This window comes from Enterobacter sp. SORGH_AS_0287, assembly GCF_031453695.1.
Lineage (GTDB): Bacteria > Pseudomonadota > Gammaproteobacteria > Enterobacterales > Enterobacteriaceae > Enterobacter > Enterobacter ludwigii.
Genome location: NZ_JAVIZW010000002.1, coordinates 159,581 through 180,734, shown reverse-complemented (window position 1 = coordinate 180,734; position 21,154 = coordinate 159,581). Strand labels below are relative to the sequence as shown.

At 52.4% G+C, this 21,154-nt stretch carries 20 protein-coding genes; 8 read left to right on the top strand and 12 right to left on the bottom strand.

Going from position 1 to position 21,154, the window contains the following annotated elements:
• Window positions 1-59 precede the first annotated feature (59 nt).
• The gene (locus tag QE396_RS23330) at window positions 60-1,451 is read left to right on the top strand and encodes an APC family permease (RefSeq protein ID WP_185791758.1); all 1,392 of its coding nucleotides are present in this window, start codon (window positions 60-62) and stop codon (window positions 1,449-1,451) included.
• Between the two features lie 486 nt (window positions 1,452-1,937).
• On the opposite strand, the gene QE396_RS23560 is transcribed toward QE396_RS23330, so the two are convergent.
• From QE396_RS23560 to QE396_RS23310, 5 genes are all read right to left on the bottom strand, one after another.
• Entirely contained in the window at window positions 1,938-2,276 is a 339-nt protein-coding gene (locus tag QE396_RS23560; RefSeq protein WP_404997372.1) for a CfaE/CblD family pilus tip adhesin, read from the bottom strand.
• Entirely contained in the window at window positions 2,185-3,009 is an 825-nt protein-coding gene (locus QE396_RS23325; protein WP_309952909.1) for a CfaE/CblD family pilus tip adhesin, read from the bottom strand. The genes QE396_RS23560 and QE396_RS23325 overlap by 92 nt, the downstream gene beginning before the upstream one ends.
• Window positions 3,010-3,070: 61 nt before the next feature.
• Window positions 3,071-5,260, bottom strand: a complete 2,190-nt coding sequence (locus QE396_RS23320) for a TcfC E-set like domain-containing protein (protein WP_309952906.1) — start codon at window positions 5,258-5,260, stop codon at window positions 3,071-3,073.
• 217 nt (window positions 5,261-5,477) lie between these two features.
• Window positions 5,478-5,669, bottom strand: coding sequence for a CS1 type fimbrial major subunit (locus QE396_RS23315; RefSeq protein WP_309952904.1), 192 nt, complete (start codon window positions 5,667-5,669; stop codon window positions 5,478-5,480).
• Window positions 5,670-5,719: 50 nt separating this feature from the next.
• Window positions 5,720-6,454: a fimbrial protein gene (locus QE396_RS23310; protein ID WP_133164448.1), complete on the bottom strand. Its 735-nt coding sequence runs from the start codon at window positions 6,452-6,454 to the stop codon at window positions 5,720-5,722.
• Between the two features lie 2,024 nt (window positions 6,455-8,478).
• On the opposite strand from QE396_RS23310, the gene QE396_RS23305 reads away from it, so the two are divergent.
• Complete coding sequence (locus QE396_RS23305; protein ID WP_104440581.1) at window positions 8,479-9,105, top strand: histidine phosphatase family protein; 627 nt, start codon at window positions 8,479-8,481, stop codon at window positions 9,103-9,105.
• A 64-nt stretch (window positions 9,106-9,169) separates the two neighbouring features.
• Here the strand turns inward: QE396_RS23305 and QE396_RS23300 are convergent, their stop codons facing one another.
• The 4 genes from QE396_RS23300 to QE396_RS23285 all read right to left on the bottom strand — a co-directional run bounded on the left by QE396_RS23300 (window position 9,170) and on the right by QE396_RS23285 (window position 12,451).
• The gene (locus QE396_RS23300; protein ID WP_104440580.1) at window positions 9,170-9,484 is read right to left on the bottom strand and encodes a hypothetical protein; all 315 of its coding nucleotides are present in this window, start codon (window positions 9,482-9,484) and stop codon (window positions 9,170-9,172) included.
• A gap of 141 nt (window positions 9,485-9,625) precedes the next feature.
• Entirely contained in the window at window positions 9,626-10,345 is a 720-nt protein-coding gene (locus QE396_RS23295; protein WP_104440579.1) for a DUF554 domain-containing protein, read from the bottom strand.
• The gene (locus QE396_RS23290) at window positions 10,323-10,955 is read right to left on the bottom strand and encodes a UbiX family flavin prenyltransferase (protein ID WP_185791756.1); all 633 of its coding nucleotides are present in this window, start codon (window positions 10,953-10,955) and stop codon (window positions 10,323-10,325) included. Before QE396_RS23290 ends, QE396_RS23295 begins: the two co-directional genes overlap by 23 nt.
• Before the next feature lie 11 nt (window positions 10,956-10,966).
• Window positions 10,967-12,451, bottom strand: a complete 1,485-nt coding sequence (locus QE396_RS23285; protein WP_185791755.1) for a UbiD family decarboxylase — start codon at window positions 12,449-12,451, stop codon at window positions 10,967-10,969.
• A 186-nt stretch (window positions 12,452-12,637) separates the two neighbouring features.
• Between QE396_RS23285 and QE396_RS23280 the strand changes: the two genes are divergently transcribed.
• Window positions 12,638-13,579: a LysR substrate-binding domain-containing protein gene (locus QE396_RS23280; RefSeq protein WP_309952895.1), complete on the top strand. Its 942-nt coding sequence runs from the start codon at window positions 12,638-12,640 to the stop codon at window positions 13,577-13,579.
• Here QE396_RS23280 and QE396_RS23275 read toward each other — a convergent pair.
• Window positions 13,564-13,764: a hypothetical protein gene (locus tag QE396_RS23275; protein WP_185791753.1), complete on the bottom strand. Its 201-nt coding sequence runs from the start codon at window positions 13,762-13,764 to the stop codon at window positions 13,564-13,566. The two genes, QE396_RS23280 and QE396_RS23275, sit on opposite strands and share 16 nt — an antisense overlap.
• Window positions 13,765-14,356: 592 nt before the next feature.
• On the opposite strand from QE396_RS23275, the gene QE396_RS23270 reads away from it, so the two are divergent.
• The 5 genes from QE396_RS23270 (at window position 14,357) to QE396_RS23250 (ending at window position 19,172) form a co-directional block, all read left to right on the top strand.
• Window positions 14,357-14,527 (top strand): acinetodin/klebsidin/J25 family lasso peptide, encoded by a 171-nt coding sequence (locus QE396_RS23270; protein ID WP_166673367.1) that lies wholly within the window; start codon window positions 14,357-14,359, stop codon window positions 14,525-14,527.
• Between the two features lie 67 nt (window positions 14,528-14,594).
• Window positions 14,595-15,242, top strand: coding sequence for a lasso peptide biosynthesis B2 protein (locus QE396_RS23265; protein WP_104440573.1), 648 nt, complete (start codon window positions 14,595-14,597; stop codon window positions 15,240-15,242).
• 2 nt (window positions 15,243-15,244) lie between these two features.
• Window positions 15,245-16,855, top strand: a complete 1,611-nt coding sequence (locus tag QE396_RS23260) for an asparagine synthase-related protein (protein WP_185791751.1) — start codon at window positions 15,245-15,247, stop codon at window positions 16,853-16,855.
• Window positions 16,833-18,572 (top strand): ATP-binding cassette domain-containing protein, encoded by a 1,740-nt coding sequence (locus QE396_RS23255; RefSeq protein ID WP_185791750.1) that lies wholly within the window; start codon window positions 16,833-16,835, stop codon window positions 18,570-18,572. The genes QE396_RS23260 and QE396_RS23255 overlap by 23 nt, the downstream gene beginning before the upstream one ends.
• Before the next feature lie 444 nt (window positions 18,573-19,016).
• On the top strand, window positions 19,017-19,172 hold the full coding sequence (locus QE396_RS23250; RefSeq protein WP_166673368.1) for a hypothetical protein: 156 nt from the start codon (window positions 19,017-19,019) through the stop codon (window positions 19,170-19,172).
• Here the strand turns inward: QE396_RS23250 and QE396_RS23245 are convergent.
• Both QE396_RS23245 and QE396_RS23240 read right to left on the bottom strand, forming a co-directional pair.
• Complete coding sequence (locus tag QE396_RS23245) at window positions 19,160-20,215, bottom strand: porin (RefSeq protein WP_234047627.1); 1,056 nt, start codon at window positions 20,213-20,215, stop codon at window positions 19,160-19,162. The two genes, QE396_RS23250 and QE396_RS23245, sit on opposite strands and share 13 nt — an antisense overlap.
• Before the next feature lie 104 nt (window positions 20,216-20,319).
• Complete coding sequence (locus tag QE396_RS23240) at window positions 20,320-21,135, bottom strand: N-acetylmuramoyl-L-alanine amidase (RefSeq protein WP_185791749.1); 816 nt, start codon at window positions 21,133-21,135, stop codon at window positions 20,320-20,322.
• Window positions 21,136-21,154: the final 19 nt, after the last annotated feature.

Here is a 21,154-nt window from a genome sequence, read left to right as displayed (position 1 = left end):
CAGGTTTGCGTTGAGGTCAACGCGATTGCAAACCGCGGTAAGCATGGGGGGGACGATCTATGGCGACTAATACGTCTCTCGATTCACCGGGCATGGCCGGACGAACCCGGCTTCGCAGCTCCCTTAAACTGTGGCAGGTCGTGATGATGGGGCTGGCTTACCTCACGCCCATGACCGTGTTTGATACTTTCGGCATTGTCTCCGGCATCAGTGATGGCCACGTGCCCGCCTCGTATCTCCTGGCGCTGGCCGGCGTCATGTTTACCGCCATCAGCTACGGCAAGCTGGTGCGACAGTTCCCCGAAGCGGGCTCCGCGTATACCTACACCCAGAAATCGATCGGACCGCACGTCGGCTTTATGGTCGGCTGGTCATCGCTGCTGGACTATCTCTTCCTGCCGATGATCAACGTGCTGCTGGCGAAAATTTATCTGTCCGCGATGTTCCCCGACGTGCCGCCATGGATTTGGGTGGTGGGGTTTGTGACGATCCTGACGCTGGCGAATCTGAAGAGTGTGAATCTCGTCGCCAACTTCAATACCCTGTTTGTGCTGGTGCAGGTCGCGATCATGGTGGTGTTTGTCGTCCTTGTGGTGCACGGGTTACATAAGGGGGAGGGGGTCGGCACCGTCTGGTCGCTTCAGCCTTTCATCAGCCAGAATGCCCATCTGATCCCCATCATTACCGGCGCGACCATTGTCTGTTTTTCATTCCTCGGTTTTGATGCGGTGACCACCCTGTCGGAAGAGACACCCAATGCGGCGCGGGTTATCCCCAGAGCCATCTTCCTGACCGCACTGTATGGCGGGCTGATTTTTATTATCGCCTCGTTTTTTATGCAGCTCTTTTTCCCGAGTATCGCGCGCTTCAAAAACCCGGACGCTGCGCTGCCGGAAATTGCACTGTATGTCGGCGGCAAGCTCTTCCAGTCGATCTTTTTGTGTACCACCTTTGTGAATACGCTCGCCTCGGGGCTGGCCTCGCATGCGAGCGTCTCGCGTCTGCTGTACGTGATGGGACGTGACAATGTCTTTCCGGAGCGGGTGTTTGGCTATGTGCATCCGAAATGGCGCACGCCCGCCCTGAACGTCATTATGGTGGGGATCGTGGCGCTCTCGGCCCTGTATTTCGACCTGGTGACCGCCACAGCCCTCATTAATTTTGGCGCGCTGGTGGCCTTTACGTTTGTAAACCTGTCGGTCTACAACCACTTCTGGCGACGAAAAGGACGCAACAAAACGTGGAAAGACCGTTTTCACTATCTCCTGCTGCCGCTTATTGGTGCGGTAACGGTTGGTGTGCTGTGGATCAATCTTGAGGCGACTTCCCTGACGCTTGGCCTCATCTGGGCCGCCCTGGGCATGCTTTACCTGACCTGGCTGACGCGCCGCTTCCGAAAACCGCCTCCGCAGTTTGATGCCGGTAAGGCTGAGCAGGCCTGGGACTCCTGAGCGCTCAACGGCGCCAGCGAGCTGGCGCCGTTGACAGCCTCACGACAGGACGGCAGATTATGTAACGTCTGCAGCTGTCGCCCTGCGAACGCCAGGATGTAACGAACTCTCTGTCTGTTTGTTCCAGGAAAGGCCTGTGCGCAGGTGCTGAAACTAAGTCAGTTACGTCTCAGCAGCGCTGGCCGCAGACCGGTGACCAGACAAGGCTCGTGAACCGGCGAGGAAGCGGAATATCTTCATTGCATAAACGGGCGTTTATGCGCCGTTGTGCGATCACCGGAAATGCATGTCTCATCAGTTAACGCATCGGTGCAGGACTGGTGCCTGGAACCATCGTTTTTTTGCCATCCGCTGCAGCATCTCCTCCTTACAGAATTTCTGGTGTTAGTCCTGCAGCGTGCGAGGGGCGTAACACGGGTGGACCATCGCACCGCCACGGTATTAGCGCAACTGTCTTTGCGGGAACTGATTCTCTGCACGTTCTGGTTACCCCGTGGAGGGCGTGTAGATAATACTTAACGTGCCCGTGTATTTTCCAGACTGTTTGCCGGATACCGTAAAAGGCGGGGTTGTGAACGTCAGCGGCGCCGGGACGCAGTAGGTCTGCGTGCTATATCCCGGCAGAGTCACCAGCCGCCCGGTGAAATGGGTCGCCGTATTCCACACGAGCCCGGTACCGTTCACCACCCTCTGCGCTATGCCGGTGACGGGGTTATGCACACTCAGGGCATAATCAATGCGGTTCGCCGCGTCTGATTTGCTTCCACCCGCCCGGTATACTGAAAAATAGTCCCGCCTGTCGTCCGGGGGCAGGCGCTCCCTCATCCTTGAAAATAAGGTTGATTATTTTTCCCGTTCCGTTGTTACCATCATACAGGCACATGTCCAGCGATGTGCTGCCGCTCGCGGTGGTGGACCGGTACGATCCCGCGCTGCTGGCCAGGTTCAGGTCAACGGTGGCCGCGGTGGAGGGGAAGGCTGGCAGGTACACTTGCTGCGCACGTTTGCTGATTACCGTCAGCACCAGGTTTGCGGTCCAGGTGCCAATTTTTGTTGTTTGTCTGTATTTTTGATAATTCATAATGAGGGTCGCGCGCCAGACACCGTCCGTCAGATTGCCAAGCTCACTTTGTGAGACATAGTAATTAAATACTGGCGCCTTTTGGGATTCAGAATTGGCAGACGTCCAGGGTTGACGCGTTAATCCGCCATTACCCCTGGTCGCAGTTATAACGATATCTTTGGTAGCGCCGGTACGGTCCTGAGTAAAACGCAGGGGAATACTGCCAGCGCCAGCGCCGGATTCGTCCGTCCAGACCGGCACGGTTGGACATGCGCCGTTAGTCGTGTCAGTCCTGCTGTTGCACACCATGGCCACGTTCATGGCCTCACTCCCTTCCCCCGCGACCTGATTGTTCAGGATATAAAGGGGTGAAGGGAGGGCATCGGTATCAAAGCTGGTTGTCAGATTCGTGGTGCCGGTTGACGGCAGCGTCGCGCAGGTTGGCAGCGTCGTGCAGAGCAGCAGCATTAACAGGACAGTAATCGTCAATTTCATATTTAATTCCCGGCGCATTTCGCCGCTTCAGTGCTTTAAGCGTTTATATCTTTATTGGTTTTTAGGGGGAAGGTGATGCGGACATTGCCACGGGCTTTGCTTCACCCTGAGCGCCGGCCGCCAGCAGCCGGGCCTGCCTGTGCTCGGCCTCAGGCAAGGCTGCCAGGTCTGTCCTGCTACAGGCGGTGGCTCCCAGATAACGCACCACGTCCCGGACCGCTCGGACCTTGATGCGACACCGCCAGAAGCCCTCACTCCGCATCACGTAGAGCGCGTTAATTTTGCGATTTGTTTCCATGGTAAAGCCGCCGTCACCCACCGGTGACCAGGTCGCCACGTTGAGTGGGATACCGCCGTCCAGGGGACGCTGCTGCTCGTCAAGCAGACGCCCCAGCCAGATGTAGCGCGTTTCCACCGCCACGTTCCGGGTGAGCAGCTTGCCCGGGGGGAGAAATAAGCTGCTCCTGCCCATACCTTTCCTTATCTCGCTCGTCATGCCCTCCGGCGTCGCCAGCGACTCGTTTACACTGTAGGCTGTTTTCTGGTAACCCGGAGCCAGGAATGTTCTGCGGCGGCCACTAACCACGTCTCCGCTCGCGCCGCCGTCCATCGATACCGTTACTGTACCGGGACCGTCTTCCTCATCGATATCTGTCCCCACAGTGACCGACAGCGCGGAGGCAGCCTGCCCGGTTCCCCACCGGCCGAGCGACACGCCTTCACCGCTCATCACAAGTGACGAACTGTAGGTACCGCTGCTGCCCGTATTATGCGTCCCGCTGCTTTTATCCCACGCATCACTTAGCGCGAGAGAACCGCTGCCATACTGCCCTTCCGCACGGGCATACAGCTGGCCGTTGATAATGTCCGTATTCACGCCGCTGAACGAGGCACCAACGGCGTTATCAGACGATGCATCATGGTATCGCGTGTAAGACACGCCATATCCCAGCTGGCTGTCACCCCGCCGGCTCTGCTGCCAGCTGGCGTCTATGGAGGCCGCATGTCGTGCCCTGCTATCCTGGTGGCTGACTCCCGACAGAGAAAAGCTGAAATAGAGTCCCTTATCCAGGCCCGGGTCGTTGTCTGACCGGCTGGCAAAGGCGCTGAAACTGGTACCGAGACTGAAGTTATTCAGAACAAAAACGCGGTTTATTCCGGCCTGCCACGTCTCGCTGCGGGAGTGAGACTGGTATACGCGCTCCCAGGGGGCACCGTTGGCATAGTCTGCGTTGTCTGTTGGCAGATCCCTGCGGTATACGTAGCGACCCTGGCTGCCGCTCACGGAGTACCCCAGCGTCCCGTTCCAGCCAGCCACGGGGACGGACAGCATAGCGTTTGTACTCCTGTAGCAGCCAACTGCCCCGTAGGCATGCGCGTTCTGCAGATTGCAGTTACCCGCCGTCAGGGCGGTACGGTAAAAACTGAGGGAAAAACCATCATTATATGTTACCTGCTGTGTACTGCCTCGCGACCCCTCGCTGCCCTGCAGCCAGCTCAATCGCGCGGAGAGCAGCCCGTCCAGCGGACCGGATTCAAAGCCGTGAGACCATTCCGCCGCCGTCTCAGCGTATTGTGCCGAGCTGTAGACGGCGGCTCCCGCGGTGATCGACGAGCTTTTAGTCAGGGGTAACCGCCCGCCAGCATGAACGGCATAGCGTTCATGCTCCGAGCGTGTGCCGTTCGTGACGTTCGAGTCATCGGGCATACCCGCCTGGAGAAACCACTGAAAATCACTGGCCCAGCCCTGTCCCTGCCGGCTGTATAGCTGCGTCTCTGTCCGGACCAGCTGATTATTCTCATAGATACGCAGGGTCAGGGTATAACTGCCTGACGGGAATGAGCGGGTATCCAGCATCTGCGCACCGGCCTTGAGATAAAAGGTGGAGAGAAGCTGGTTATTACGGTACGCATCCACGCGCGCATCATGGTTAAGGAGCACGCTGACGGGCGTGCCTGCAGAAACCGTTTCCCGGTTAAGCCAGGCAAGAGTGGAACCAATACGGAGGCCGCGTATCCGACCGATAGGCAGTTGTGCAAGCGTAATGTTCCCGCCGGCATTTGTGTAAATGTCGCGCTCATCCATAACACCCGCCTGCAGATAAATGCGCTTCAGGAAGTCCTGCCGGAAGTAGGCGTTTGAGGCATCGAGCTGCTGCGCCGTTTCGTTGCCGGAACGCTGCGCGAGCCAGCTCCAGTCTACGCCAAGGAAACTGCTCTCCCCAACGCCGAGTGCGCCATTACCCTGCATTGACAGGGATTGATAGTGGCCACTGGTTGCGAAATTAATATTCTGCTGATGGACAAGCGCATTCCCTGCCTCCGGCGTGCTGTCGTAATAGCGGCTGCCGGTCGCGGCCAGGGGGGGGTACCTGTCACTGATGAAAAGCCGGATAACCGCATTATTTTCATCATATATGAGTCCGAGACTATCCGTTTTCAGATAGTCGCAGCCCGTTCGATTTCCGTTAGTACTGCAGGCCCGTGATGACGTTATAGTCCATGGTCACCGCGCTCGGCAGGGCGGAGCCGTCGGCCAGGGTAATGTCTACCGCCGGATCGACCGTAGCCGTGACGGTGATATCGCGCTGCACGGCTTGCGTGGCGAATGCGCTCAGCATAAGAGTTGAAAGGACGGTCGCGTTTAAAATACGTTTCATTTTATTTCCTCTTGTTTTTTCCATTATTCCATTCACCATGAGTGGAATTTTTAGGAATTATTTGCGTTTATTTTAATTTCACGGATACGGTTTTGTGTTTCGTCCATATATCTTGCCCGATAATCACTTCCAGGATGAAATGCCACGCCTGAAAGTGAATTGACCATATCCGGATAAATGGTCTTTATAACTTTGCTCCATACACACTGGTCATTAACCTTGCATACTCCAATTTCTTTTATTGGCACTCTGACATTACCGGAGTTTAAGATTTCGCCAGTGCTGGTTTTATAACTCAATGCAGGATCATTAGTTTTCGGCAAAACATGAATCAATGCACCCCATATGATATTAACACCCACCGTAGCGGATTTTTTAACGCTGTTATTTAATTCGCCATTATCATTAAATTCTCTTTCATCGACGCTTTCAAAATAGGCTCTCCATGTTGTTTCTTTTTTAGGAGGCAACAACGAAACAATACGAACGACACGCTCAGTTCCTGCGGCAAGAGCAATTTTGGCAGGAACAATAGCCACTTCATCAGCGTTACTTTCATCTGCAATAACTTCTTTCTCACTTGACGTGCCGGGGTTTATAATTTTTTTCAGCGTAATCTTAACAAACTGAACCTCATCGCTTTTGGAAATTAGCTTAATCTGAGATGTTCCTTTTGTGTCAACTGATACTTCCATCGGATAGACCGACATGGCAGCAAGCACCGGATTGAACGATAAAAAAATCATCATCAAGGTCGCGGCGCTGATTTTTAAAAAAAATGTCATTTGAAGATCTCACAAAACTCAACAATGTACTTATGGTGGACAAGGATGTAATCAATCCATTCTTCCCATTGATTATCACAGTAAAACCAGATTGATTTTGCTTAATGTGAATGACTTAAGTCTTGATTGATGATCTACTCCTGTTGCTATCAAATGGTATCCTGAGGATTAAAAATACAGACTGACTGTTTTTTTATTTGCAATCTTCTGTTGCCTGAACATGTAAAAGATTAATGTGGATTTTCAATAAAGAAAAATGAAACAAGATAAAGGAGTAAAAATTAAGAATGTGAATGAATCTTAAGTAATGTAATAAACCAGGGCACCCGATTGCAAAATCTTAACCGAAATGTTTTTTTCATGCAGAATCGCTTAAGATTTACGTTGAATTCATTTTTCCTTTCATAGTAAGCAATTGTAATATATGTGTTTTAATGCGAAACCTCCGCTTGGTTGTGCCATTCACATTCAGTGATCATCCTGCATAAGCGCTCTGCCAGCGAAGGCAATCGCTATGCGTAACCGATTTTACTGAGAACCAGATCATCACTGTGATTAATTCAGTTGCAGCCTGGCAAAGCGTTAAAGCTATCTGCCGGGAGGCCTGTATATCTGAGACCACTTAGTACTTTTGGAAGTGAAGAAGCAGCGGCTTGGAGGCTTCTGATATTAAAAAATCACGGATCTTGAGGTCAAGAGCCGACATCTAAAACCGATGGTATTCTAATCTGAGTCGGGAGGGTTCAGACCCGGAAAGACGTTAGTGGACAAAGCTATAAAAACCAGCATTTAAGTTTGAACTGGCGCTCATCAGATAACGCCGTTCGGACTCAGCATCCGTCTGAAATGCTGAAGTCATATTATGAGCAATTCATTGAATACTTTAAATAGACATACCGTACAGAAATACTCGACTTTACGTGTTCAGAACGCTGAATGAAGTACGGAAGATTATGCAAAAGGGGGGCGCCCGCAAGAATCACTAAACACTATGACGCTGCAGGAAGACGGGTAGCATCATTATTTGGCCTGGTTTTCTAAAAATGCATTGACCTAAAGCGGGTCTGTTTACATAATTACACGGCTGTTATCCAGTTAAAGGGCAGTGAATCCAGGACTGAAAAATTTTTATTAAAGCCCTTTGGTAAATTTCTGGGTTAAACGCTAAATAAATATTTTTTCCTTAACCAGAAAAAGGCATTAATGCAGCAACTTCCGGAGGACAAACCTTATAGCATCCCAGTATTTTATTGCTTATATTGGCGTAATCTTCATTATAGTACAAGTGTAAAGATACCCATCTGTTTATATGTTAAAATCTTCAGGTAAACCATGTTCAGCTTGAAATTAGTTATCATGGCGCGTTTTAAAATTCACACGACCATTGCGATGAATTTTAACATTACTAGTGCGAAACTAAGATCCCTGATTCCTTTTCAGAATGGATTTAAGAATAACAGTAATATTCAGGAAGCAAGCGCCATGTTTATGGTTGAATCCTAATGTTTCTCGCCCTCGTTATTTCGGGTGAGAAATATCGTAAAGAAAAGCTCTTACTTCTTTCGTTTGCATTGCGTTGACGCACTTACCAGAATCACAACCCGCAGATATCCCTGTTGATAACGCCCAGCGCTCATTTGAACTCCTGCTAACGTGACGCGCCCACTTAGTGTCCTGGAGCAGGATGAAATAAGATAAAGAGGGGAAACAAACTTTTTAGTGTCTTATCCTGCCAATCTTTTCGCGGAATATGATCCAGACAGAAAGACCCCATGGGTTACCCTGTACCGGTTCATAAAGAACTTAATTCTGATACATCTTTGTTGACGAGAGAAGAACTGATCATGATGCTCACCATATAGGCGTTCCTGCAAAATAGATGGCGCGCTGATTTTTCAGATTTGGGTCGGGCATCAGATTTGCCCGAAGTGGACTGCCGAATGACAATCTGCAACGGCTGGTCAGCCTTATCCGTACTGTCGCTTGTAAATGTAGTCCTGCCACCGGAGCCATGGGAATTTCCAATGAAAGTGATTTTTGTGCGGCATGCCGAAACAGAATGGAACCGGCACGGGATTATCCAGGGCCACGAGGATAGCCCGTTGACGGCCCGTGGCGCGTTGGAGACATCGGCGTTACTGATGGCCTTAACGGATGCCGGTTATCCCGTGGAAGGTGTCTTTACGTCACCCCTTGGACGTGCGCGGCACATGGGGCAGGCGCTGGCGGGCCATTTTCAGTGCCCGCTGGTGATCGAGGCGGCACTGAAAGAACAGTCATTTGGTCACTATGACGGCATGACGAAGGTGCGCCTGGCGCGTGAACACCCCGATTACTTCCTCGCGTTATTTTCACAGGATGCCACGTTTTGCCCTCCCGGCGGCGAGTCGCTTGCCTGTGCTTCTCAGCGTATTCTCCATTTCGTGCACGAGAAAATGGCACTTGCAACGCATCAGACGCTTTGTGTGGTCACGCACGGGCAGGTCATGCAGGGTATGCTTGCGCTGCTCAGGGACGGAAACCTGGAGCATTTCAACCGCTACGCACAGCCGAACGCCAGCTATACCGTGCTGGAGGGGGGCGGAGGGCAGGACTTCACCCTCCGCTGGGGGATCGCCACCCACCTGCTTAAGTTGCCTGAGATGGATTGAGTAAGGGGAAAGGCCAGCGCAATGCACCGGTGGCTGAAAGACGGTTAACCGCTCCGGCCCGCGGTTAATAGAGGAGCGTGTGTGACTGTAACATCAGCAACGCACGCTGCCCGGTTGCCTGCCGCATCCTGTAGCACAGCGCGCTGGGCTCCACCAGAACATAACCCCGGGTGTGGAACCTGTTGAGCACCTGCACCTGGCTGACGGAGGCGAGATAGCGCGACGGTGCATGCCTGCGACAGATACCGGCGCAGACGCCCTTGCCGATCACTTCCTTATACCGTGCCGGGGTCACCCGGTCCTCATTGAGAATGACGGTCACGATGTCGTGACGGCGCGTGACGGCAAGCGGATGCCAGGAACGCAGCGCCTGTAGCAACCGCCCGGTATCGCTTGCCTGCGCGCAAAAGCAGGTAAAGATGAGAGCCAGGACTCAACGCTTTTTCCCATTGTTCATGACGGACAGAACGCCAGCTATCCGGATCCACCGTGCCTTTCGTCCCGGCGGATCCGGCTGCACTCAGAAATACGCGGTCCAGAAGCAGGAGACCGGCATGGCGAGCACCAGGGAAGGCAGCATGCTCGCCACCGGAAAAACCTTGATTCCGGCGATGCGCAGGCCGGTTGCCACCATCAGGACACCGCCTACGGCCGAGAAATCAGCCTGCATGGCCGGGGTCGTCATCGGGACAATAAACACCGCGCCCCAGGCCAGCGCCAGCTGAATAATGAGCTGCGGAACCGCAACCAGCGCCACGGCATAACCGAGGGTGGTCGCAAAAATCAGTGCCGTGAGCAAATCGAGAAAAGCTTTGGCGATCAGCACGCTGTTGTCGCCCGTCATGCCTTCATGCATGGCACCAAAAATCCCGGTGCCACTGGCACAAAAGAGCACAATGATCGCAACGTATTTTTGCAGAAACTCGGCACGGGCGTCCTCGTCACCCGGATCTTCTCTGACCACGAGCGCGACCAGCCCGCGGGCTTTCTCACCCAGATAGCCGATGCCTTTTTCCAGGTAACAGAGTTCACCCAGCAGCGTGCCGAGCAGGACAGACAGCACCATCACCGGCATGTGGCTCACGCTGGTGACCAGTACGATCCCCATGCACAGCGAGGCTGCCCCGAAAATCAGCGGCATGGAGACGCGCAGCCGTTCGGGCAGGCGGGCGCTGATAATGGCACCCGCCATTCCCCCGATTACCACCGCGGACCCGTTAATCCAGGGACCTGTGATCATAATGATGTTCTCCTGTTATCAGATGATGCGTTTCCCCCCAGCGGGGCAGGGAGTCGCAGGTCAGATCCAGCAGACTGAGCGCCCGCGCCACGCTGTGTGCGATGATCGCTTCGCTGCCGCTGGGACGGGCATACCAGGCCGGGACCGGGGGAAAAATAATGCCGCCATTTTCCGTCACCTGAAGCATGTTACGCAGGTGTCCGGCATGCAGCGGCGTTTCGCGGACCATTAACACCAGCCTGCGGCGCTCTTTCAGGGTCACGTCTGCCGCTCGCGTCAGCAGGTTATTGCCAAGGCCGGTCGCCACGACTGCAAGGGTATGCATGGAGCAGGGGGCGATCAGCATGCCAGCCGCCGGAAATGAACCGCTGGCAATGGCGGCCCCCACATCCCTGACGTCATACGCGACATCCGCGAGCGCCACGACCGCCTCTTCCGTCAGGGTGGTTTCATGACGGCGGTTCAGCTGTGCGGCGGGGGTGATGACCAGGTGGCTCTCCACCTGAAGCGCCCTGAGCGCCCGCAGGGCCGCCACGCCGTAGCCAAACCCGGATGCACCGCTGATGCCAATGATGATGCGTCGGGGAGGTAATACGTCGGTGTTATCCATGGTGTATCCCCTTATCCCGGATAGTCATCGGGCAGAAAACGCCGGACATCTACCTCCATAAAGGCACTGCGGCGAAAGGCACCTTTCATCGCGAAGGGAACCGTACAGTCAAAAATGGTTTTACAGGCAATGCCATGGTCACGTACGGAATAGCTGAAGGCCGGGTCGGAAGACGGATCCAGAGGGTGACAGCGAACACCCGGAATGAAGACGGTGCTGATATCACCCTGGTAACGCGTGGTCATGGCCCAGATCACATCGTTGAGATCGAAAATGTCCACATCCTCGTCAACCAGCATCACATGCTTGAGCTCGGAAAAGGCCGAGAAGGCCAGCAGTGCGGCTTGCCGTTGACGGCCCTCATCACTGGCCTGATTTTTTTTCACCTGGATGACCGCAAGGTATTTGCCCGTTCCCGGGGAAGGGCAGTGCACGTTCAGAACAAAACCGGGCAGGGCACGTTCAACCAGCTGCAGAATACTGGCTTCGGTGGGGATCCCCGCCATGTTGGTGTGCTCATCGCTGGGGCCAATGCACGTCTGCAGGATCGGATGGCGGCGGTGGGTGATGGCCTTCACTTTGATAATCGGAACCAGTGGCTGCGCCTTGCCGGTGTAGCCCGGGAATTCTGGCATGGCCTTCCCGCTGTTGGTATGCTGATCTTCCCTGACCCGGTAGTTCGGGATCAACTCACCCTCGATCACTACTTCGGCACTGGCAATGGCGCGCGCCTTCACGGTCAGACAGTCCACCAGCTCGACAGGCTGCTGGCGCAGACTGCCTGCCACCGACAACTCGTCATAGCCGAGCGGGGTGGTGGGCGGCTCAAAGCAGGCACCAATTTCAATGGCCGGATCCACCCCGATACTGATGGAGATGGGCAGAGGCAGTCCGTCATCCTCTGCCTTCTGACGAAACGTATCCAGATGGCGCCCCGGAACGAAGTACATGGAAATTTCATCCCGACTCTGCACACAGAGGCGATGGATCGTGATGTCGTGTTCGCCGGTCTGCGGATCGGCGGCATAGCACATCCCCAGCGTAAAATAGGGTCCCGCATCTTCCGGCGTGTTTGTCGGGGCCGGAAGAATATTGAGAATGCTAAAATCCGGATCGGTGGCCAGATGGACAACCTCCTGACACACGGCATTTTCGGGCGGAATAACGACAGGGGCTACGGGATGGGTCACGGCATCCTTGAATAAAAAGGCCAGTTTATCCGGCGTAGTGTTGAGCAGGTGGGCCACACGTTTGCGGGAAGCGAGCAGCCCGATCAGCACTCGCATGTCGTCATAGCCTTTTATGCTATTGAATAACATTGCCGGACCGATGCGGGTGGGACGCATGACGGTACCGTGTGCCCCAATATATCGGTAGACACCTGAAAGTTCCGCGTTGGGATCGACGGTCTCATCAGTTTCAATGAGTTCATTATCAAGATGGCTCAGCAAAGCCAGCGCACTGCGCAGGTCGGTGACCCTGGGTCGACGGGACATAGCAAACTCCTTTCTCAGTAACCGGAAACAGGCCTCCGGTGAGATGACTCTGGCTTCCTGCTGGTGATGGCAGAAAGCGCCCATAACACCTGGTCAGTGTGTGGGGTATCGGAAATTCCCGTCCAATCACATTTCCCCTTGTTTTGATATGGGATCCTTATTGGACTTACGGTAAGGGGAGAAGGTGTGGACTATCGGTATCTGCACGCGTTCGTCGTGCTTGCCGGGGAATTGCATTTCGGCAACGCCGCACGGCGACTGCACATTACACAACCAGCGTTAAGCCGCCAGATCCGGGTTCTTGAAGAGCAACTCGGTATGCCGTTGTTTATTCGTGACCGGCGTCATGTGACCCTAAGTCAGGCGGGAAGGCGTCTGGCAGAGGCCGCCCGGGTCTCCGTCAGTCACTATGAGAAACTGATGTCGCGGGCGCGCAGTCTGCGCGAGGGGTTCAGAGGTCAGCTTAAGCTGGGGTATGTGGGGTCAGCGATCCTCGATCCGGCGCTCACGTGCCTGACCAGCGGGTACCGCAGGACCAAACCGGATGTGGAGATCGTCATTGAAGAGTATAATGTCAGCGATCAGCTTACCCTGCTGCTCGATCATGAGCTGGATGCCGGCCTGATCCGCTCACCGGTTCCGCGTTATGCTGGCCTGAATTACCTGAATATTGCTACCCGGGCACTGATTGCTGCCGTGCCTCACAGCCATCCACAGGCTGCCATTGAGAGAATTTCGCTGGCGTCGCTGGCCGGGGATATCTTCATGATACAGCAGGATCCACCTGGCGTGGGTCTGGGCTGGTCTGCCTTACACGCCTGTGAGCAGGCCAGCTTTGTTCCGCAAAAAATTCATTTTACCCGGGATGTGGCTGTGGCTATCGGCATGGTATCCATGGGGATCGGGGTCACCCTGGTGCCTGAAACTCAGCGCTCGGTCACGCTGCCAAATGTCTGTTATTGCTCTCTTGAGGATGCCGGGGCGGTAACGACCCTGACGTTGTGCTGGCCAAAATCCCGCAAAAGCCGCGAGCTGGTAGAGTTCATACGCTACATCGCCCCCGATGTGCTTGCCGCGATGACGCCCCCGCCGGCGGCGGCCGGTGGTTTTTCTCACCCTGCTAAGTGAGAGGGGGGGGCAACATGCGGCTGGATTTTTTCATCAGGCAACTCAGCGGTGTCAGCACCCCGGAGCTGAACATGAGGATGGCCGTCAGCGGCAGGCAGGACGTCGCCCAGTGGCGCTGTCTGCGCCGCAGTAAACAGTGAGAATGCCAGCAGGATACTGGCAAAAACGCTTCTGTGTATCATCATAAAAGTGCTCCCGTCGATGTGAACCGACCGGGAGCATATCTGATTGTATGTTGAGATCAGTTTTGTCTCGTTAAACCTTTCAGCAATTATGTTGGACCTGAGTAAACCGTTTTTCAGCAGGTTTTATTGAGTATCAGGGTTAATGCCGGATTACAATTCTGCGGTGAACCTCGTCTTGCTCTGAACGGGACATGGCCCTGGCCGCCGGTAGGTGCGACAGTCATCATGAATGGTAAAGAGCGATTTTCTCGTACGTTCACGGTTTATCCGCTCCCCGCTGTCCTGCCTGGGGCAAAGCAACACGCTCAAGTGTTGACCTTTTCCGCCTCTGTGGGTAACCGGCTGAGGCAGTCAACGTCAGGATAGTGAAGATGATTGCTCAGATTACTGATTGAAAGCACCTGAGGACCCTCTTATGAGAAGTACTGCTGCGCAAATGAGGATGTTAATCAGTATGATAATGGTTATCATTTACATATTGTTACAATAATCATACACAAATACATTGAGATATACTGAAAGGTAAACTTATATAAAGTTGTGCCACACAGGCACATTCCATTATGAATTATTTGTATTCAAGGAGATGGATGTGAAAAATAAGGCAGTATTAAACCAGAGAAATGAGAAAGCGCTTAATGCAGTAAGCATTAATCGTATCCCCGTAAAAGCCAGTAAAATTACCCGTGGTCACTCAGTTGATCGCATTCCTGAATATTTTGGACCTCCGGGGCTGCCAGGTCCTGTGCTTTTTTATAGTTAATCTGCCGTAAATTTAATACCGGCGGGGGAAGCTCCGCCGTATCATCTCATATGCAATGGACTGATAGATGCTTATTACTCCCGACACGCTGAAGATTACCTGTTTCAATAAGGATCTCGTTGTTCTTGATCTTCTCAAGGATGAATATACTGTGCTTGAAAATACAGCGGACAGTTTCCTGACATTTCAGATCCCCAATCCCGATGTAGAAGCATTTCTGAACGGTGAGAAAAATTGCCGTTATCTTCAGGCGGATAGCCATAATGATCCTGAATCATTTCTGGAAGTTCGCTGGATGAAACCGCAGGTGAGAATAAAGCACAGTTCCGCGCTTGCCCGAATATCTGCGCTCAGGGCTATGTTGTACTGCAGGCACGGCCTCAATCACGGAGGACTGATAGCGTTAAAGCGTCAGTTTTGTGAAAGTCAGACCATCGGGTGTGCAACAAAGATAACACCAGAAGTGGATATCAGAATAAAAAAGGAAATTGCAGCACTCAACAGTATCTTTGATTTGATTGACCATGATAACCCCTGTCTTGTGTATTCCTGCGCTCTGAAACAACGTCTGATTTCCAGAAAAATAGGCGCAACTCTTGTTATAGGCGTCAGAACACGTCCCTTCTACAGCCACGCGTGGGTGGAGGTAGACAGTACTGTGGTCAGCGATGATCCCGACCTGAGAAAGAAAACGAGCGTCATACTGGAGTGCTGACCATGTTGATCGTTCCTGTCATGTTATCCGAAAGTGTCGCTGTTCCGGCACACTTTACGGCTGTAAGAACCGGTATGTATCTGATATACCTTGATGCCGGCTGGTCATATCGCGAGGATGATGGCAAGTTATGTATTTTTAGTGGCTGGGCGATAACCGGGAACGGTGAAGTGCTTTCACTGTCTGAAACCGCGCCTGACGTACTGGAGAAGGAGCTTAAATCAGCAGATGGCTATTTTTGTTTTATCGTCATTGAAAATGACGTTATCCAGGTGATGAAAAGCCTTTACCGGTACTGTGATGTCTATTATGGAAAAACAGCGTTCGGAGCCATTATCGGTACCGGACTTAAGGATGTGGCCAGAATCTCTGGTACGAAAACGATCACCCGTGATTTTATCAGGTCGTTTATAAGAGACAGTTTTCAGGCCGCTTTCCTTTCACCATTGCACAATACAGGTAAAGCGTATTCCGGGTGTCTGACACGAATTGATCGGGAAAATATACATACGGAAGCTTTCGTCAATCTGACACCGTTAAAGAAAAATACGCTTGATGTCATTATTACAATCGTTAAGAAACTACCCGCTGATCTCCCGCTTGCCCTCTATCTCTCCGGAGGCCTGGACTCATCGATTGTCTTCTTTTGTTTACTGGCAGCAGATAAACCTTTTACTGTCTTTCATTGCCTTCCATTCAGCTTTGAAACCGATGCTGAGCGTGCAGATGCGCACAGACTTTGCCGAAAATATAACATTACTCTCATAGAGCTCAAGCCTGGTTATACAACTGACCGGCAGATACCGAACAGGGTAAATCATCCTTCAGACTGCCCGGTTGTGAACACGTTCTGGCTAAATGCCAGTGATGGACTTACACAAGATATGTCCGGCTGGTTCTGTCTGGACGGGCACGGTGGTGACAGCGTATTCATTCAGTCGCCTTCCGTTAGGATCATTCGTGACCTTATCCGAGTCGGAAAACCTATTCAGGCATTACGAACCGCGTTCAGATTCGCAGCGCTGAAATCCCGATCCCTGCATTCTGTCCTGGCCTCAGCCTACAAAACTGAACCTGCAAAAAGAACACACGTGCATCCTTTACTTGTCGGGCATATCCCGGGCACTGCATGGTATGAATATCTGGAAGAACTCATCAGGATCAGTGAAAGTACTGTCAGTATTTTTCCTGACGGGCCGGCTGTGAAATTCTCTCCACTTATCAGTCTCAGTGTTATCCGTAGCCGTCTTGCCGTTCGTTACGAAGATAATATCCGTGCCTGGCATGATCGTGCTGGGATCAGACGAGAGGCGCTTACCCGTTTCAAAGACCCAGTATTCATCAAGAAAACGAAACGTTCATCTTCCCAGCTCATATTCACAATTATCAGGCAGTATGAAGATGAACTAATCGCTTTTGTCGTCCGTTACGGCACGTACATCCTGGATAATCCTGAGGCCATGATTGAAGAAATAAGATACAACGCCCATGTTGAACTGAATGGTTCTCTTCCAGAAATTTTATCCCTTATCAAATTAATGGTATTTAGTCAGAAAATGGAAGCTGATTTTTTCGACGCGGAGTCAAGGCATGAATTTTTTGAGTTTGTTTAAAACGGTATCCAGAGCAACCGGAACACGACATGTCGGGAAAATAACGTTTATTATCTTATTATCGGTACTGTCTTCAGTACTGATAATCATCTCCCCTGTACTGATATCCCGGACGACTGGCTATCTGATGAGTGACACAGCAGACAGTTTTCGTGTTATTTTTACACTGGGTGCAGTCTATGTCTTTGCCATTTCAGCTCAGAAAATTATTGCTTTCTGGGCGACCTATCTGCAGTCAGCGTTGAGGGTCGAATGTATTGCTTCCATTTCAGAATTCTTTCTGAAAAAACTGTATTACAGTGGTTCTCAAAAAGACAACGCCGGAGGGATTAGTCAACAGCTTAATCAGGCAACCAATGATATATATATTATTATCCGTGAACTGACGTTTGGCCTGCTACCGCCTCTGATCCAGTTATTTATTGCCCTGTGGACAATATTAGCCTCCGATGATGTGATTGTTGCATGCATGTTTTTTATGTTTGCCATATCCTTCGTTTTTACCAATTATGTCTACACCCATAAAATTGTGGCCGCCAGACAGGCCCTGATGGACAGCTCAAGAAAAACCTACACGCTTCTCTCGGACAGTGTCAGAAATATCCCTGTTGTCCGGGTTTTTAATGGTTTTGGTGTATTCATGAAGCGTTTCAATGGCCAACTGACGGAGGATGCCAGAACACAGCGCTCATTCTGGAAGGTCAGTTTCCATGCGCAACTCGTATCAGCGCTGCTGCAAATAATATTTTTTGGCTCGGCTTTCTTCTATACGCTCTACGGGGCCAGTACAGGGCAGGTCACCATTGAGCACTTTATCCTTGTCTCTTCTTATATTCTTATTCTTTCTGCACCGCTTGAGAACCTTGGGCAGTCCTATATTAATTTCCGACAATCCGCCCATGCGTTCTCCGCCTTTTCAGGGGGATGGCTGGAAGAGCCGGTTGACCGTGACGGAAATCTGCGCAGACCACAAAATGGCGACATCACGCTGAGTGGTGTCAGTTTCCGTTATCCGGAAAGCCCATCATGTACCTTGCATGACGTAAACCTGCACTTCAGAACCGGTGAATTCATCACCATTACCGGTAAAAGTGGCTCGGGAAAATCCACGCTTCTTAAAATCCTGGCACGCCAGCTCCCGCTTACCATCGGTAACTATACTCTGGGAGGATGCCCTAATGAGGAACTACCCGAGCAGGTATTTTATGAAAATATCGCCTATGTCTCTCAGGAAGAATATGTGTTTATGGACAGCGTGGCCTACAACCTGCAGATTGCAAATCCCGAAGCCACACGTGAGGAGATGATTAGCGCGCTGGCGAAATCTGGCCTTCAGATCGGCCATCTTCAGGGGGAAGCGCTACTCGATCTCAATCTGGCGAACGAAGGGACAAATATATCCGGAGGACAGAGACAACGCCTTTCCCTTGCCCGTCTTTTCCTGCGCAATCCGGCCGTTATTCTGCTGGATGAGATTACCTCATCTCTGGATCTCATCTCCGAAACCCATGCCATCAATGCGATCCTCTCTGACTTTCCGACGGCGACCATCATCAGTATAAGTCACCGTATCAGCACCTTTAATTATTCGGATCGTATCATCGTGATGCATAACGGCAGGGTCAGTGACGCCGGGCCGCTGAATGAATTACTGCAGCGCAACAACTTCATCGCGCAGTTACACCGGTCTGAAGAGTCCCCCCCGGTAAAGGCATGAGAAATGACATACAGTAGTAACGTTATCCAGCGGGCTCACCCTCGTCAGCATGACGGGTGAGTTGCCCTCAGAAGACCGTTCATCAGATGCATCAGATGCCCTGTCAGCAGGGCACGTTCCCCATCGTATCCCCTCTGCTTTCGGCGGCGGTGTGATCCGGGTGCGCGCAAACGGCATGTCTGCATCTCATGGCCAACCCGCCGGTAGACGGTTTTTTACGAATTTGTGCAGGTGAGGGAGGGCGCTTTTCGCGCTTAGCTGCAGCCCCGTATCCTGCGTGCTGGTTTCGTGTCAGAGGCAGATATTCTGATCCCCTTCATCCTTTCAGCACACGCATTTCTTCTGAAAACCACGGTCTGGTCATGCGTATTTTCAATGTATCCTGGTAACCTGAACGATAAACCAAATCGTATCCCTTCTCAGCCTGAAGTTTGCGATGGGGTAATGGCACAACCAGCCTTCCAGCACTACGTCTTCCCCAGGAGTAGCGCCATGCTGCCAGGCATCCACACCATTCATGGTCAGCATGGCCTGAAGATAATTTACGGTGTTGAGAACGACGTGTTTCTCCTGAGTCCCTCCGGTTTCTACCAGTGGTAGCTGAGGCCTATCTCTCCCTTGTCGGCAGCATCAGTCTGACGGTGATGGTGTCTGAGGTTATTCAGTTTGTAATCCATAAAAATCTGCATATTTTTCCCCAGATACCAGGTCAATCCGACCTCCTCGTAGTTCAGTACATCCCGGCGATACCCTGAATCGGTTTGACGTAAACGGGTATACCCCACATGTGGCTGCAGTGAGGGGGTCAGCATCACCTTCATCAGCACTTCCTCGCTGAATGCGGGATGAGCGTTCGCTGCCGGTTCCGGGTGAATGGCATTATTGCTGCGGGTGGATACGGCCGCCAGATACCATTTTGGTGACTGATATCGCAGGCCGCCTGCCAGTGTCCAGATCTGCTTCTGATAGCCCACATCACGCTGCTGTACGCGGGTTGCGCAAGAAGTGGAGGCGGCGACGATTGCACTGAACCGGGAAGTGAAAGATGCCTCCAGTGACGCACCCAGCCCCTTTCCGTAACGTTTTGTCACCGGGCGATCCGTCTGATGGCCCGGGAACTGATACTGAAGTGCCAGTTGCACGGGAGTATGAACGAGGTCGAATGACCGGCGATATGTCAGCAGATCCTCAGCCCGACCGCGTGTCAGGTTGTCCACGTAGTTGTACGAGATTTCCCTGAACAGGGGCGAACGATCGGTCAGGGATGTGACGTCGTACAGTACCCCCCAGTTTCTGCCGATATCCAGACTGCCCATTGTCCGGTTTCTCACCCCAAGAAATGCAAGGCGAGTTGCGTTACGTGACGCATCTGTTGCGCTGACTGTGTATTCCCACTGTCCGAAGGCCTGCCAGTCATGACTGAGTTGTTGCGTACCCCTCAGTCCGAAGTAAAGATAAGTCCGATCACCGTTATCGCTGGTCTTGCGGCTTATGAACCGTCTGGCAATCAGCGTGCCATAAAAATCCAGGCTGTGTTCTTCGGTGTGTGATAACGGAACCGCCGCGGCAGGGCTACAGAATGCAAAAAGAACCAGCCACATGGATACAATGAAAGGGCGAGCTGAGAGCAAAGTAACGGGCATGTCGAGTATGTCCTCCGGATAAGTGACGCTCTCCAGGTGCCGGCATAAGGCACGGAGATCCCTCAGGACATTGCTCTACACGCTTAAAATAGTAATTTATTATTTTATAATAATTTTTTAGTGTTCAGGTAATTCAGTATTCCGTCATTCAGCGCACTGGCCATGCGGTACCGGAATGACGATGTGCTGAGCAGTTTCTCTTCGGCAGGATTGGTTATGAAGGCCGTTTCAACCAGAACAGAAGGGATAAAAGGAGACTTAAGTACGACAAAAGCGGCCTGTTCCGTTGTGGGGAAGTGCAGCGTATGGACAGGGGCAATATGGTGAATGAGCTGAGAACCCAGCGCCAGGCTTTCCCGGATCGTTTCCGTTTGTTCCAGGTCGAAAATAACCTCCTGCAGATACCGGTCTCCGGCACTCGACTTTTCACCTGCTGCTATATCGGCAGCATTTTCACTGTCTGACAGATACCTGGCCATTGCACTTGTCGCCCCGCGGGTCGAGAGGGCAAAAACCGAGGCTCCCTGCGCGCTCGGGCTGGTAAAACCATCCGCATGCACGGATACCATCAGGTCCGCTTCGTGATGATGGGCCATCTGAACCCGTTCATAGAGTGGAACAAAGATGTCCTCTGTACGTGTGAGCCGTGCATCCACACCATTCATGATCAACATGGCCTGAAGAAATTTTGCGGTTTCGAGAACGACGTGCTTCTCCTGTGTTCCTTCGTACCCTGTGGCGCCCGGATCTTTTCCGCCGTGGCCCGGATCTATCATTACCCGGGGTTTGCGCGTCCCACGTGAGTTTGTCTTCTGCTGATATACCGGCTGTGCGCAGGAGACCGTGTTGAACATCGTACTGGTGAGCAGGGTCGTCAGCCCGGCCAGAATGAGCTGGCGTCGCGTCGTTCGTGAGGCCATACCGCATTACTCCTTGTCT